The 13,520-nt window shown below is 34.8% G+C and carries 14 protein-coding genes and 1 pseudogene; 13 read left to right on the top strand and 2 right to left on the bottom strand.

Annotation, left to right across the window (positions count from 1 at the left end):
* Nucleotides 1-17 precede the first annotated feature (17 nt).
* Nucleotides 18-374, top strand: a complete 357-nt coding sequence (gene rplT, locus HMPREF2811_RS00340) for a 50S ribosomal protein L20 (protein ID WP_066124251.1) — start codon at nucleotides 18-20, stop codon at nucleotides 372-374.
* A gap of 72 nt (nucleotides 375-446) precedes the next feature.
* Here rplT and HMPREF2811_RS00335 read toward each other — a convergent pair whose 3' ends face one another.
* The gene (locus HMPREF2811_RS00335; RefSeq protein WP_066124253.1) at nucleotides 447-1,541 is read right to left on the bottom strand and encodes a helix-turn-helix domain-containing protein; all 1,095 of its coding nucleotides are present in this window, start codon (nucleotides 1,539-1,541) and stop codon (nucleotides 447-449) included.
* Between the two features lie 101 nt (nucleotides 1,542-1,642).
* Between HMPREF2811_RS00335 and HMPREF2811_RS00330 the strand changes: the two genes are divergently transcribed.
* The 10 genes and pseudogenes from HMPREF2811_RS00330 (at nucleotide 1,643) to HMPREF2811_RS00300 (ending at nucleotide 9,524) form a co-directional block, all read left to right on the top strand.
* Nucleotides 1,643-3,610, top strand: a complete 1,968-nt coding sequence (locus HMPREF2811_RS00330; RefSeq protein WP_071407605.1) for a right-handed parallel beta-helix repeat-containing protein — start codon at nucleotides 1,643-1,645, stop codon at nucleotides 3,608-3,610.
* A gap of 15 nt (nucleotides 3,611-3,625) precedes the next feature.
* On the top strand, nucleotides 3,626-5,065 hold the full coding sequence (locus HMPREF2811_RS00325; protein WP_066124258.1) for an alpha-N-arabinofuranosidase: 1,440 nt from the start codon (nucleotides 3,626-3,628) through the stop codon (nucleotides 5,063-5,065).
* Nucleotides 5,066-5,068: 3 nt separating this feature from the next.
* A complete protein-coding gene (locus HMPREF2811_RS00320) occupies nucleotides 5,069-5,314 on the top strand; it encodes a DUF6171 family protein (protein WP_066124260.1) in 246 nt (81 codons plus the stop codon).
* Nucleotides 5,308-5,451 carry a hypothetical protein gene (locus HMPREF2811_RS11675; RefSeq protein ID WP_157064751.1) on the top strand — a complete coding sequence of 48 codons (144 nt, stop codon included), beginning with the start codon at nucleotides 5,308-5,310 and terminating at the stop codon, nucleotides 5,449-5,451. The genes HMPREF2811_RS00320 and HMPREF2811_RS11675 overlap by 7 nt, the downstream gene beginning before the upstream one ends.
* A gap of 71 nt (nucleotides 5,452-5,522) precedes the next feature.
* Nucleotides 5,523-5,906, top strand: a pseudogene (locus tag HMPREF2811_RS11820) (aldo/keto reductase); the annotation flags it as partial.
* Between the two features lie 5 nt (nucleotides 5,907-5,911).
* Nucleotides 5,912-6,298: an aldo/keto reductase gene (locus HMPREF2811_RS11815; protein WP_169792661.1), complete on the top strand. Its 387-nt coding sequence runs from the start codon at nucleotides 5,912-5,914 to the stop codon at nucleotides 6,296-6,298.
* 84 nt (nucleotides 6,299-6,382) lie between these two features.
* Nucleotides 6,383-6,544 carry a hypothetical protein gene (locus HMPREF2811_RS11300; RefSeq protein ID WP_157064752.1) on the top strand — a complete coding sequence of 54 codons (162 nt, stop codon included), beginning with the start codon at nucleotides 6,383-6,385 and terminating at the stop codon, nucleotides 6,542-6,544.
* Between the two features lie 104 nt (nucleotides 6,545-6,648).
* Nucleotides 6,649-7,320: a C-type lectin-like domain-containing protein gene (locus HMPREF2811_RS00310; protein ID WP_141749217.1), complete on the top strand. Its 672-nt coding sequence runs from the start codon at nucleotides 6,649-6,651 to the stop codon at nucleotides 7,318-7,320.
* Nucleotides 7,321-7,374: 54 nt separating this feature from the next.
* Entirely contained in the window at nucleotides 7,375-8,034 is a 660-nt protein-coding gene (locus HMPREF2811_RS00305; protein WP_066124263.1) for a hypothetical protein, read from the top strand.
* Nucleotides 8,035-8,054: 20 nt separating this feature from the next.
* Complete coding sequence (locus tag HMPREF2811_RS00300; RefSeq protein ID WP_071407604.1) at nucleotides 8,055-9,524, top strand: GH39 family glycosyl hydrolase; 1,470 nt, start codon at nucleotides 8,055-8,057, stop codon at nucleotides 9,522-9,524.
* 104 nt (nucleotides 9,525-9,628) lie between these two features.
* Here HMPREF2811_RS00300 and HMPREF2811_RS00295 read toward each other — a convergent pair whose 3' ends face one another.
* Nucleotides 9,629-10,474, bottom strand: a complete 846-nt coding sequence (locus HMPREF2811_RS00295) for a helix-turn-helix domain-containing protein (protein WP_071407603.1) — start codon at nucleotides 10,472-10,474, stop codon at nucleotides 9,629-9,631.
* Nucleotides 10,475-10,790: 316 nt separating this feature from the next.
* Between HMPREF2811_RS00295 and HMPREF2811_RS00290 the strand changes: the two genes are divergently transcribed.
* Nucleotides 10,791-12,467: an extracellular solute-binding protein gene (locus HMPREF2811_RS00290; protein ID WP_071407602.1), complete on the top strand. Its 1,677-nt coding sequence runs from the start codon at nucleotides 10,791-10,793 to the stop codon at nucleotides 12,465-12,467.
* A gap of 90 nt (nucleotides 12,468-12,557) precedes the next feature.
* Nucleotides 12,558-13,517 (top strand): ABC transporter permease, encoded by a 960-nt coding sequence (locus HMPREF2811_RS00285; protein ID WP_066124267.1) that lies wholly within the window; start codon nucleotides 12,558-12,560, stop codon nucleotides 13,515-13,517.
* The last annotated feature ends 3 nt before the right edge of the window (nucleotides 13,518-13,520 follow it).

Here is a 13,520-nt window from a genome sequence, read left to right as displayed (position 1 = left end):
CTAAGGAGGAATGAAACATGGCACGTGTTAAAGGTGGATCAGTTACCCGTCAACGTCGTAAACGTACATTAAAATTAGCAAAAGGTTACTATGGAGCGAAAAGTGTATTATTCAAAACTGCTAAACAGCAAGTAATGAAATCATACTCTTATGCATACCGTGACCGTCGTCAAAAGAAACGTGACTTCCGTCGCTTATGGATTACTCGTATCAATGCAGCTGCTCGTATGAACGGTATTAGCTACTCAGTATTAATGAATGGCTTGAAAAAAGCAGGTATTGAAGTAAACCGTAAAATGTTATCAGAATTAGCAATCAACGATGCTGAAGCATTTACAGCTTTAGTTGAAGAAGCTAAAAAAGCATTAGCATAATTTAATTATCAATAACTATCAAGCGTCGACTGGATTAAACCAGTCGGCGTTTTTTAATATATATGGTATATATTAATTACTCTTCATGCGATTGAGTTTTCTAAATTCAGATGGTGTGACCTGATAGCGCTCAATAAAGATACGATTAAAATAATAACGATTCGAGTAACCTAATTTTTCTACAATTTCTTGAACACTAAGGTTGGTGTTAATTAAGAGCTGTCGAGCGTGTTCTAATAAAAAGATTTTCCCGTAATCTAATAAACTCATCCCGGTATTTTTTTTGACAATTCTAGCGACATAATTACCATTATACCCCGTTAACTCTTCTATTTCTTTACGAGAAAATAAGCCCATTTTATCTTTATAGGCAGAAGCTATCGTAAACAAAATGTGTTCTTCCGTAGTTAATTGCGCTAGATGGGTTTCAATATTAAAAACAGCTTTATCTTCTAAAAAATAAAATAATTTACATATTAGTCCCTTCATAATATGGCTTTTACCATGATAACCAAACAATAGTTCTGTCATCAATTCATTAATAAATTGATGAATTATTGTCAAATGCTGAAAATCTTTAATACGAATGTCAACATATTCTTTACTATTATAAAATGGATTTTTATTATTTCGATGGAATAATTTCGAAAAAAATGAACTTAAAGATGAGGGAATATTTTCTTCATTATAGGCTAAGTTATTATCAAAAATTTCGATGATATACTCTTCCTTAAACAGAAATTGGACAATTTCCAGTTCACAATCCATGAATTCCTTATGATGAATATTCTTATTACCAAACCAGCAATCTCCAGCTTTAAAACTGACAATTTCATTTTCGATTTTCATTTTACATTCTCCAGACAAGACAATCGTTAACTCATAAAAGTCGTGTGAATGCATGGGCATCTCGGTTTGAGTAGTAGCTTCATAGGTTGAAATGAACTGCTTTTTGTGTTGTTCGCTAAATTCAAAATAGATACTTCGATTTAATGTTGGATATAAAGCCTGGTATAAAATTAAATAGGGCATCGAAATATCATAAATAACTAAATCAGTATTAGGTTTGTGACTAAGATGCAGATGTGAATTTTCAGATGATGGAACGGCATCTGGATTAAGTTGACTAAATAACAAATTGTTTAATTGAGTTTGTTTAGGATACATATTTCCTCCAAGTTGTTCAAAATGGATATTTTTATACGCTTTCATTTATTATAGTATAAAGATGATGAGTTGTATAGTAATAAAATGTTAGGAGGAATAACTTGTTAATTTATGTCAATGCTAGAGCAAAATATGATGGGGATGGTTCGAAAGAAAAACCATTCAAGCATATTAACGATGCTGCTAAAATTGCGGTTGCTGGAGATGAGGTTTTAGTGGCTCCAGGATTATATCGTGAATATGTTAGTCCCGTTAATGGCGGCGAAGAGGGTAATCCCATCATCTATCGCTCAACCGAACCTTTAGGTGCTATTATTTCAGGTGCTGAACGTATTACAAACTGGGAACCCTATCAAGATAATGTTTGGAAAGTATCCCTTCATAATGATACGTTTGGTGACTATAATCCCTATACGACATTAGTTTGGGGAGATTGGTATTTCGGACCTGCAATTAATCATACCGGAGCTGTTTATATGAATGATTTCACTTTCTATGAAGTTCAAAGTTTAGAAGGTTGTCTTAAAGGTGAAGTGGACGAACGTTCTTGGGAACCTGAAAAATCAATTTACAAATGGTATACAAAACAAAATGGGGAATATACTGAAATTTACGCAAATTTTCATGGCAAGAACCCTAATGAGGAAAATGTTGAAATAAATGTTAGACGAAGAGTCTTCATGCCTAAAGAAACAGGTCGAAATTATATTCAAGTATCTGGATTTAAATTAAAAATGGCGGCTACCACTTGGGCTCCACCGGCATCCTTCCAAGATGGCTTAATTGGCCCGCATTGGTCTAAAGGATGGGTCATTGAAGACTGTGAAGTGAGTCATAGTAAATGTGTAGGCATTTCCTTAGGTAAATATCGTGATCCGGAGAATGACCAGTATTTCACGCATCGTCACCTTAAAACACCAACTCAAATGGAAAGAGATGCTGTTTGCCGTGGTCAATATCATGGATGGACCAAAGAAAATATTGGACACCATCTTGTTCGACATAATCATATTCATCATTGTGAGCAAGCCGGTATTGTAGGACGTATGGGAGCAGTCTTCTCAACAATTGAAGATAATCACATTCACCATATAAATATCATGCAGGAATTAATTGGGGCTGAAGTCGCAGGTATTAAACTTCATGCGGCCATTGATGTTCTAATGAGACGCAATCATATTCATCATTGTTTTATGGGGATTTGGTGTGATTGGCAAGCTCAAGGAACGCGTTTAACTCAAAACTTCCTACATGATAATCATCCACCAAAAGGTGATATTGAAAAAGGACAATTAAATCAAGATATTTTTGTTGAAGTAAGTCATGGACCAACGATTATTGACAATAATGTTTGCTTATCAAAACATTCAATGCGTATTGCCTCCCAAGGATGTGCCATTATTCATAACTTGTGTTCTGGACCATTTATATCTATTGGAGGGGGCACCGATACACCTTTAGAGGATGGACGTATTGATATGCGTTATACCCCTTACCATATTCGGCATCGTACAGAAGTGGCAGGATTTATGACTTTCTTGCATGGGGATCATCGTATTTACAATAATATCTTTATTCAAAAATGGGGACAAGATAAAAATGAGGCTGTTACAGGCACCTCGCTATTTAATGAATATCCTTTATATGAAGACTGGATAAAAGATTTTGAATTAGAAAATGAGTTTCCTAGCATGATGAAAATGCATAATGCTCATTTTGGCAAGTTACCAGTTTGGATTAATGGTAATGTTTATTTAAATGGCGCGGAAGCCTTCGATAAAGAAGAAAATCAATTAATTTTAGAAGAATCTATTAAATTGGAACTAATCGAGCACGATGGACATTATACTTTAGAAACAAACATTGCGGAGTATCTGAATGCATTTAAGGTTAATTTAATTCAAACTGAAATGCTAGGAGTCGCTTTTGAACCAGAACAACGTTTTGAAAGTGCCGATGAAACAGATATTATTTTCAATCAAGATTTCTATGGCAATCATCGTGACTTAACACCGTATCCAGGACCATTTGCTACTTTAGAAGATTCATATGAATTTATCAAAAAATAAAAGAGGAGGCGTAACATGAAAGTTACAGTTATTAATAAAAAGGGACCAAAAATTTCGAAATATATCTATGGTCATTTTGCTGAACATTTAGGACGTTGTATTTATGGAGGTATTTATGTAGGCGAAGATTCTGAAATTCCAAATGTGAACGGAATGCGACAAGATGTCGTTGAAGCACTAAAAAATATTAAAATACCAGTATTGCGTTGGCCAGGAGGATGTTTTGCGGATGAGTATCATTGGAAAGATGGTATTGGTCCAAAGGAAAACCGTAAAAAAATGGTGAATACCCATTGGGGCGGTGTAACAGAGAATAACCATTTTGGAACACATGAGTTTTTTGAATTGATTAAGCAATTAGAATGTGATGCTTATGTTAATGGCAATGTGGGCAGTGGCACAGTTCAAGAAATGCAAGAGTGGGTGGAATATATCACCATGGCTGGAGAATCGCCAATGGCTAACCAAAGACGTGAAAATGGACAAGATGAACCTTGGAAAATGAAATTCTTTGGTGTCGGTAATGAAAGTTGGGGATGTGGTGGTAATATGCGCGCTGAGTATTATGCCGATGAGTATCGCCGTTACCAAACTTATGTTCGTCAGTATGGAGATCAACCGATTTATAAAATTGCTTGTGGCCCAGCTGTAGATGATTATTATTGGACAGAAGTATTAATGAAAAACGCGGGGCGTTTTATGGACGGTCTTAGTTTGCACCATTATGCAATGACGGGTGCGTGGGAAGATAAAGGTCCAGCAACTGGTTTTGAGGAAAAAGAATGGTGGTCATTAATTAAACATGCTCAATATATGGATGAATTAATTACACGTCATTCCGCAATTATGGACCAATATGATCCAGAAAAACGAGTAGGATTAATTGTGGATGAATGGGGAACTTGGTTAGCGGTTGAACCAGGTACAAACCCGGGATTCTTATATCAACAAAATTCAATTCGTGATGCTATGGTGGCAGCCATTACATTCAATATTTTTCATAAACATGCTGAACGAGTACATATGGCAAATATCGCTCAAACAGTCAATGTGTTGCAATCAATGGTATTGACAGAAGGTGCCGAAATGGTTAAAACACCTACTTATCATGTTTTTGATTTATATAAAGAACATCATGAGGCTGAGTTTGTTGAAAGTTTTGGTGACGAGAATGAAACGATCACCTATACCATTTCAAGAAAAGACCAGGTGATGACTATTTCTATCTGTAATTTTTCGTTGACTGAAAATGAAACCATTAGCTTTGATAATATCAATGCGAATTCAATCCTTTCTGCAAAAGGAATAAAAGGCGAAAAAATGGATGATTATAATGATTTTTCTCACCCAGAGACAGTTACAATTCAAGATGTGGAAGAAGTACAAATCTTTGATCAAACATTAGAAGTTAAAGTAGCGCCAATGTCGGTTGTGACAGTCCAAGTAGCGATTTAGCCTATGGAAAAACGACCGTGTTTTGGATGTGAAACCAAAGAAGAACTAATGAAGATAGATGTATCACAACTGATTGAAGATCAGTTAGCACTTGAATTGGATCGTGTCTCAGATGAGGTTTGGCTACAAAGACAACAGATTTGTCTAAATTGTCCATTTCGCAATCAAGACACGTGTAGTAAATGTGGTTGCTTTTATCAGTTTCGTTCAGCATTAAATCATAAGCGTTGTCCGGTAGGTAAATGGTAGGAAGTAAAGGAGAAAATTGTGAGATATCATCGTTAGGAAAATTTGGCCTAAAAGTTAGTGAAATTGCGATTGGTAGTTGGATGACTGATGTTAGTGACCAAAAAACTCAAGATGTTGCTGAAGCGACCATTGATTAAGCAATTTCGAAGGGCGTAAATTTTATGATTGTGCCGATGCTTATAGTGGCGGTGCAGCTGAACGATTTTTAGGTCGAATTTTACAAAAGTATCCACGTAAAGAGTTAGTATTGTCCAGCAAGGTGTTTTTCCCAACAGGAAAAGATGCTAATGGAAGGGGATTATCAAGAAAACATATCTTTGAATCCATTGAGCAGTCATTAGCAAATATGCAAACTACTTATTTAGATATGTATTTTTGCCATCGGTTTGATCATGAAACACCTTTAGAAGAAACACTACAATCATTGGGTGATTTAGTTGATCAAGGCAAAGTGTTGTATTATGGAGTGAGTGAATGGACGCCAGTTCAATTATTAGAAGCACTCATCATAATAAAGGAAAAGGGATTACATCCAATTTCTGTGATTCAACCACAATATAATATTTTTGATGTTATATTGAACAAGAGATGATGGATGTGTGCGAACGCCATGGGGTAAGGATTGTGCCATTTTCTCCCTTATCACAAGGGCTCTTAACAGGTAAATACCGTCAAGGTCAAGCAATACCTGAAGGTTCACGTGCAACCTATCAAGACCAAATACAAGCGATGTTGACTGAAGAAAATTTAGAAAAAGTCGAAGTTCTAATAAATATTTCTGGACGATTAGACACTGATTTAGCAAGCTTTTCTCTTGCGTGGGCTTTAAGAAAATCAGCTATATCCTGTTTGATTACCGGTGCAACTAAACCTGAGCAGTTAGAGAATAATTTAAAAGCGTTAGCAGTTGAAATAACACCTGAGATAGAGCAAGAAATAGATGCCTTATTTGAATTTAAAAAATTCAATCGAAAAATAGGATAAATTAGCGTCGGTAAGTGGACCAATGGAGTGACCATGCCTATACTCCTAGTCCACTTACCTTCGTGCATTAAATGAGGTGATAATTTGATAACATTAGCCAGTATTTTTACAGATAATATGGTTCTGCAAAGAGAAAAACCAATTGCTATCTTTGGAACGAGTGACCAAGATGAGACGATATCTGTCCATTTAATGAAGAGTTGGTTTATCAAGAGCAAGTATCAAAGGGAAGCTTCTCTATTCTAATTCCAGCACAGCCTGCACAAGTGAATGTTACATTGAAAGTAAATGATATTGAGTTAAAGAATGTGAATATAGGCGAGATTTGGTTAGCAGGTGGGCAAAGCAATATGGAATTTTGGATGCGTTATGAACAACATCTGGAGGAAGAAATAACGAACACGGACCCACATTTAAGAATGTATACAGTCGGACAATATTCGTTTGAAGGAGAACGTGAATTAGGATTTAAGCAATGGAATCAATGGGATCGTTGGGTGAGTGCTGAACCTTCAACCATTCCTGAGATGTGTGCCATTGGATATTATTTCGCTAAAAAAATGCGTGAAAAAGGCATTCCAGTAGGGATAGTTTCAAGTAATTGGGGCGGGACGAGTGCTGTTAGTTGGACTCCGAAAGCAGCCTTAGGTAAGGATCCACAATTAAAATTTTACATGGATAATTTTAATGAAATTGTGTCTAACCTAGATTTAGATCGTTATCACGCCATTAAAGAGGCTGTTCGACCACTTTTATCAAGTCGAGAAAACTATGAAGGTTTTAGTCATGTAATTAAAAATACCTATTTACCAAGTGTTTTAGAAAAAATTCAGGCAGATGAAGCGGCCCAACCTAAGCTAGCTAATTGGATTGAGGTAAAAGGTGAAAAGATTAATATATCAGAATTGACCTATGAAGAAATGACCGAAGTGGGTCCTCAAGATGTAAAAGAGCCAGCGTGTTTATTTGAACAAATGATAGCCCCTATAGCGGGATTTAGCATTAAAGGTGTTTTATGGTAACAGGGTGAGAGTGATTGTGATTTAGCCGAACATTATCATAATTTATTCAAACAGATGGTGCAATCGTGGCGTGAGGCATGGTTAGAACGTAATAAAAAGCAAACATACCTTCCGTTCTATGTCGTACAAATTGCGCCGTTTGGTGAATGGTTAGGCAATGAGGGTTCCAAGTTTGTTAAAATACGTGAGCAACAAGAACTCATTGCTGATTCCGTTCCGGATAATTACTTAATCAGTTCATCAGATGTCGGCAATATTTTTGATATTCATCCAAAAAATAAAAAAGTATTAGCGGAAAGATTGTATCAATTAGTTGACCACATTGATTTTGGAAATCCTTTACCTGCTTATGCTCCACGAGCTAAAAAGCTGAATGTTGAAGACGGAAAAGTAATTATCCAAATCGAACATTGTCATCAATTAGTCAAAGAGGAACGCAATTTTGAAAGTTACAATGGATTTGAATTAGAAGAAATACCGGAACTTTTTATACCACCAATAACAGATGGTATCAATGGACTAGAAATAATCGTTGATGGCATAACACATAAAAATGTAAAAGTAAATTTAATCGCCAATCATATAATTATTGAGTCACCAGCAATAGTACCTTCGCGAGATATTAAAATCAATTTTGCTAAAACAGCATTTTATGAAGTGAATATATATAACGAATTACATCACCCTATGATGCCATTTGCATTATCGAATTAAATTTTTGAGAGGAGAATTTCATGAAGATAGAACTGGATATGAAGTCAGAAGTTATCCAATTTAATAATCATAGTGATTTATGTATTGGAACCGGACGGATGGGATTAGCATTGCAAGAAAATTATCAAAAGCAATTACGATTCGTTCAAGAAACAATTGGATTTAAGTATATTCGTGGCCATGGTCTTTTTTCAGATGATATGGCGATTTATCATGAATATCAAGATAAAGACGGCAAAACTCACGTTGAATATAATTTTACCTACTTAGACTTAGTCATGGACTTTTATCAAGAGGTAGGTTTAAAACCTTATCTTGAATTAGGGTTTATGCCCGAAGAATTAGCTTCTGGTACCCAAACAGTCTTCTATTGGAAAGGCCAAGTGACGCCACCAAGAGATTATCAAAAATGGACCGATTTAGTTGTTGTAACTTTACAACATTTAATGGAGCGTTATGGAGAAGACGACGTTTTAAGCTGGCCGATTGAAGTTTGGAATGAACCTAATTTACCTGGCTTTTGGGAAAATGCCGATATGGAAGAGTATTTTAAATTATTTGAAGTGACTTTTAAAGCAATAAAAGCTTTTAATCCAAAATTTAAAGTTGGGGGGCCTGCTGTATGTGGTGGAGTAGAAGAGACTTGGCAACCTAAATTTTTAGAGTTCTGTCGTGAACGCGAGATTGCATTGGATTATTTTACTCGTCATTTTTATACCATTGATCAACCGACTGTGGATGGGCATTATAGTTATACCACATTAAGAAACCCCGATGAATCATTGGAGGAATTAACCGTTACTCGTCAAACAATTGAAAGCTTTGATGAATTTAAAGGGTTACCTATCCATATTACAGAATTTAATACCTCATATCGACCAGACACACCATTACATGATACTAATTTAAATGCTGCTTATGTTGGATATTTGTTGTCGCGATTAGGGGATACCTCTCAGTTGTATTCCTATTGGACTTTTGGGGATGTCTTTGAAGAGATGGGAGTGCCCTTTACTCCGTTTCATGGAGGGTTCGGTCTTATCGCCAATGGCAATATACCAAAACCAACTTATTGGACTTTTTATTTCTTTAAACAACTTTATCCTAATTGTATATACCGTGATAACAATGTGGTTATTACTACTGATAAAGACAAAAATGTACGAATTGTTTATTGGAATTTTGCAGAAGAAAGTTTAAAAATACATTTTAAGATTAATGGGATGAAAGGAACGCAATCCATGATTCACCAGGTGGTCAATCCCAAAACAACCAATCCAAGAAAAGTTTGGCATGATTTAGGTGAGCCGGCTTCATTGAGTAAAGAACAACTTACCTTGATAAAGGAAGGAGCGCAGCCAAAGTTAATATCTGATTTACTAATAGATGACGATTTTGAAGTTATTATTGAACCACATGAAATTGGTTTAATAACTTTAAAATCAGTAAAGATTAAGAGTGATCGTGGTTTTTATATTGATAGAATATAATGAAACTAAAGTTGGAAGTAATGATAATTTAACTTATATTATAAACCAACTCAAAAAATACGGCTAGGTAACAACAAGTAATTTGTTCTTTACCTAGCCTTAATTTATTTTCTTTTTATTTGATTAGTTCTTAAGAAAGCTTCTGTATAAAAGTCTGTTTTAGAGTTGGTATGTTCTAAGTTAAAGGTACTATTGCGATATTCACGTGGCGTAATATCCATCATTTTTGAAAAGTTGCGATTGAATGTACGAACATTTTGGAAGCCAGAGAGATTTGAAATTTCAGTAATAGGATAACTAGAATTAGATAATAAATAACATGCACGATTAATCCGGTGTTGATTCATAATATGAGAAAAGTTCGATTCAAAAGTAGAAGCAATAATTTTAGATAAATAATCATTACTATACCCAATATCTTCACTTAAATCGGATAATGTCTTGTTTTTATCGAAATTTTCAGAAAACCATGATGCAATTTTTTCTGTAATGGAATCTTTCAATTGTGAGTCAATAAGATTCGTATGTTTTTCGTAAAGAGACAATATTTGATACAGTGCCCATTTATGAGAAAAAATAGAATCGTTTTGAAATAATTTGTCCATTAGATCTGATACGTCATTTTCCGACAATTGAATAATAGGGTAAGCAAATTTTTTACCTTGTACTTGTTGGAAAAAATCAACAATATATTCAGGAGAAAAGATCCAAATATGTCCTTGATTTTTTACAAATGATTGGACACCATGCGATTGGAACGGTAATATTAAAAGCATTTGATTTGGTTTTAAGGTATAAATGTGATCGTCGATTGAAATTTGAAACTCGCCGTATTCACAAAACCAGAGTTCAAAACTTCGATGAATATGTTTATCGAAATCTAAGTCAGTTGGGTGATATTCACGATGTTGCATCTCTTGACCGAAATGATAATTCTCTAAACCTGTCATGATAAACCCCTTTCTTGCTTATGTCTATAATATAATTCAGAAAGAGAAATATGTAAAGGGTTGCTTTTGCTTCACAATGCTTGAAGTAAAATAGTAGGTTTTTTAGCATGACAGATTTTGTCTAGTTGTAAGCGTTTTGTGTCTTTTAAATGGAAACGGTTTATTATAAACTATAAACAGAAGCTTAAGAACAGTCTAAGGCTCAAGTAAGTCTACCGAGGACCCGAAAGGAGGAAGTCTTTACTCGGATTGTTGTGCAATTATAGTTTGTTTATTAAACTAACCTACAAAGCAAATTTTTTTAGGAGGAAATGTGATGAAAAAATTGAAAAAATTAGCACTTTCAGCATTGACACTTTTAACTACAGCATCAGTTGGTAGTACCCTTCCAGTAAAAGCACAGGAAGAAAGACATTATACAGCATTTATTGCGAACCCAGGTGTTGAAATTTCAGAAAATACACGTATTAATGATGCGTTTGCTGAAGAATTCGGTTGGCGTGTGAAAGTAACTTGGTTAACTGGTCAAACAGCCAAAGAACGTATAGGGGTAATGGTAGCAGGTGGTGAGTATCCAGATATTGTAGAACCATCAGATGCTCGTAATGCTATGATCGATGCTGGAGCATTCATTCCTTTGGAAGATTATTTAGATGATTATCCAAATTTAAAAGGCATTTTAAGTGATGTTCAATGGGAAAAAATTAAAGCTGATAATGATGGCCATATTTATACGATTCCTCAATTCGCAGTTAGAGAAGGCAATGTGGATACAAAAACTGAATATGGTGGTGAAGCATTCTGGATTCAAAAACGTATTTTAAAATGGGCTGACTATCCTGAAATTAAAACACTTGATGAGTATTTTAAATTAATCGAAGACTATTTGGCAGAAAATCCAGAAACTGATGGACAAAAAAATATTGGATTTGAAATCATTTCTGACGACTGGAGAGCTTTTGCACTGGAAAATCCACCAATGTTCTTAGCAGGACATCCAAATGAGGGTGCTGCAATCGTTGATCCTGAAACAAAAACAGCGCATGTTTATGATCAAATTCCAGAAGCAAAACAATATTTCAAAAAATTATCAGAGGAATATTCTAAAGGAATTATAGACCCAGAAACATTTACATCAAAATATGATCAATATATTGCGAAATTGTCATCTGGTCGTGTTTTAGGAATGGTTGATCAAGGATGGAATTTCCAACAAGCTGAAGATTCTTTAATTTCACAAGGAAAAGATGAATTAACATATGCTCCATTAGGTTTAACAATGAATCCGGATGTACTACCTCAGTATCGTGAAGGCGATGTTTTATCTACACAAGGTGGTATTGGTATCACCGTAAGTGCTAAAGACGTAGAAGGTATCTTACAAATGTGGGATGACATGGTATCTGAAAAAGGGATGATTTTACGTGGTTGGGGTGTTGAAGGTGAAGATTATTTAGTTGATGAAGATGGAATGTTCTACCGAACTGAGGAACAATGGGACAATTGGAGAAACCCTGACTATGTCCAACAAAATGGAGTACCATTTGGATACATGCCTCAATATACTGGTTTGTTACCTGATGGTAAAAACACTGTTTCACCAGGTGAGCAACCTTCTGAATATAGAAAAACATTGTCTGAAATAGATAAAGAAATGCTAGATGCCTATGGTGTTGAAAATTCCAACCAAATGATGCGCAAACAGGATCCTGTTCACCCATGGTTCCCACTTTATACAGCTCGAGGAAAATGGACAAGCTCTGATCCTGCGGGAATTGCTTTCCAAAATATGAATGATGTTAAGATGCAATGGCTACCCAAAATAATTATGGATGGACCAGATAAATTTGAAAAGAATTGGGAAGATTATATGAATGCATATAATGCCCAAGTAGATGTTGAAGCTTACGAAAGTGCATTAACAGAAGAAGTTCAAAGAAGGTATGATCTTGAACAAGAATTAATTAAAAAAGCAGAGGAAAACGAAAATTAATCAAAGAATCATCTTTAAATGTTAGCCGAGTGTTATCTTTGAGATTCACGTCGGCTAAATTTTTATTAATAGAGATTGGAGGTTTATTGTATGGAGAATACAGCTATTAATCAAATAAAAACACATCGTGTTGCTAAGAAAAAAACATTTTTTGAAAAAGTTTGGAATCAAAAAGATTTAGTCCTATTATCCTTACCATTTGTCATTTATATTTTAACATTTAACTATGCTCCATTAATAGGGTGGGTAATGGCTTTTCAACGTTATAAACCTGGAAAAGGATATTTTAATCAAGAGTGGGTTGGACTAGAAAACTTTATGTTCTTATTTAAAGATGCTACCTTCCTTCGGGTTGTAAGAAATACATTAGCCATGAGTATTATCAATTTAACATTAGGATTCATCTTTTCAATTGGTTTTGCAATCTTACTTAATGAAGTGAAAAACAAACATGCTAAAAAATTTATGCAAACGGTATCGTATTTACCTCACTTTTTGTCTTGGATAATCGTAACAGGAATTGTCATGGATGTATTAAGTCCGGAGACAGGGATTGTTAATCAGTTATTATTAAAATTAAATATTATTAATCAACCGATAAATTTCTTCTCAGACCCTAAATATTTTTGGTGGATAGTGGGATTTGCTAATGTTTGGAAAAGTACAGGTTGGGGAAGTATAATTTATCTTTCAGCCATGTCAGCGATTAATGAAGAGCTTTATGAATCAGCCGAAATAGATGGGGCTAACCGAGTTAGAAAAATTTGGCATATTACATTACCGGGAATTAAACCGACCATCTTTATATTATTGCTAATTAATTTAGGAAATATTTTAAATGCTGGATTTGAAGTACAATACCTACTAGGTAATGGTTTAATACAAAGTGTGTCTCAAACCATTGATATCTTTGTCTTGAAGTTTGGGATTAGCTTAAATAATTATTCTTTAGCGACAGCTGCAGGTATTTTTAACTCTTTTGTTAGTATAATTTTAATAACATTGGGTAATAAGTTAGCTAGAGCTGCTGGTGAGGAAAGTTTATTCTAGGAG

The organism is Globicatella sp. HMSC072A10 (assembly GCF_001811625.1).
GTDB classification, from domain to species: Bacteria; Bacillota; Bacilli; order Lactobacillales; family Aerococcaceae; genus Globicatella; species Globicatella sanguinis.
This window is presented reverse-complemented; position numbering and strand designations above follow the sequence as displayed.

Coding starts and splice junctions, on each gene's coding strand:
- rplT (WP_066124251.1), top strand. CDS start 18: ATGGCACGTGTTAAAGGTGGATCAGTTACCCGTCAACGTCGTAAACGT.
- HMPREF2811_RS00335 (WP_066124253.1), bottom strand. CDS start 1,541: ATGTATCCTAAACAAACTCAATTAAACAATTTGTTATTTAGTCAACTT.
- HMPREF2811_RS00325 (WP_066124258.1), top strand. CDS start 3,626: ATGAAAGTTACAGTTATTAATAAAAAGGGACCAAAAATTTCGAAATAT.
- HMPREF2811_RS00320 (WP_066124260.1), top strand. CDS start 5,069: ATGGAAAAACGACCGTGTTTTGGATGTGAAACCAAAGAAGAACTAATG.
- HMPREF2811_RS11675 (WP_157064751.1), top strand. CDS start 5,308: ATGGTAGGAAGTAAAGGAGAAAATTGTGAGATATCATCGTTAGGAAAA.
- HMPREF2811_RS00310 (WP_141749217.1), top strand. CDS start 6,649: ATGGAATTTTGGATGCGTTATGAACAACATCTGGAGGAAGAAATAACG.
- HMPREF2811_RS00305 (WP_066124263.1), top strand. CDS start 7,375: ATGGTGCAATCGTGGCGTGAGGCATGGTTAGAACGTAATAAAAAGCAA.
- HMPREF2811_RS00300 (WP_071407604.1), top strand. CDS start 8,055: ATGAAGATAGAACTGGATATGAAGTCAGAAGTTATCCAATTTAATAAT.
- HMPREF2811_RS00295 (WP_071407603.1), bottom strand. CDS start 10,474: ATGACAGGTTTAGAGAATTATCATTTCGGTCAAGAGATGCAACATCGT.
- HMPREF2811_RS00290 (WP_071407602.1), top strand. CDS start 10,791: ATGAAAAAATTGAAAAAATTAGCACTTTCAGCATTGACACTTTTAACT.
- HMPREF2811_RS00285 (WP_066124267.1), top strand. CDS start 12,558: ATGGAGAATACAGCTATTAATCAAATAAAAACACATCGTGTTGCTAAG.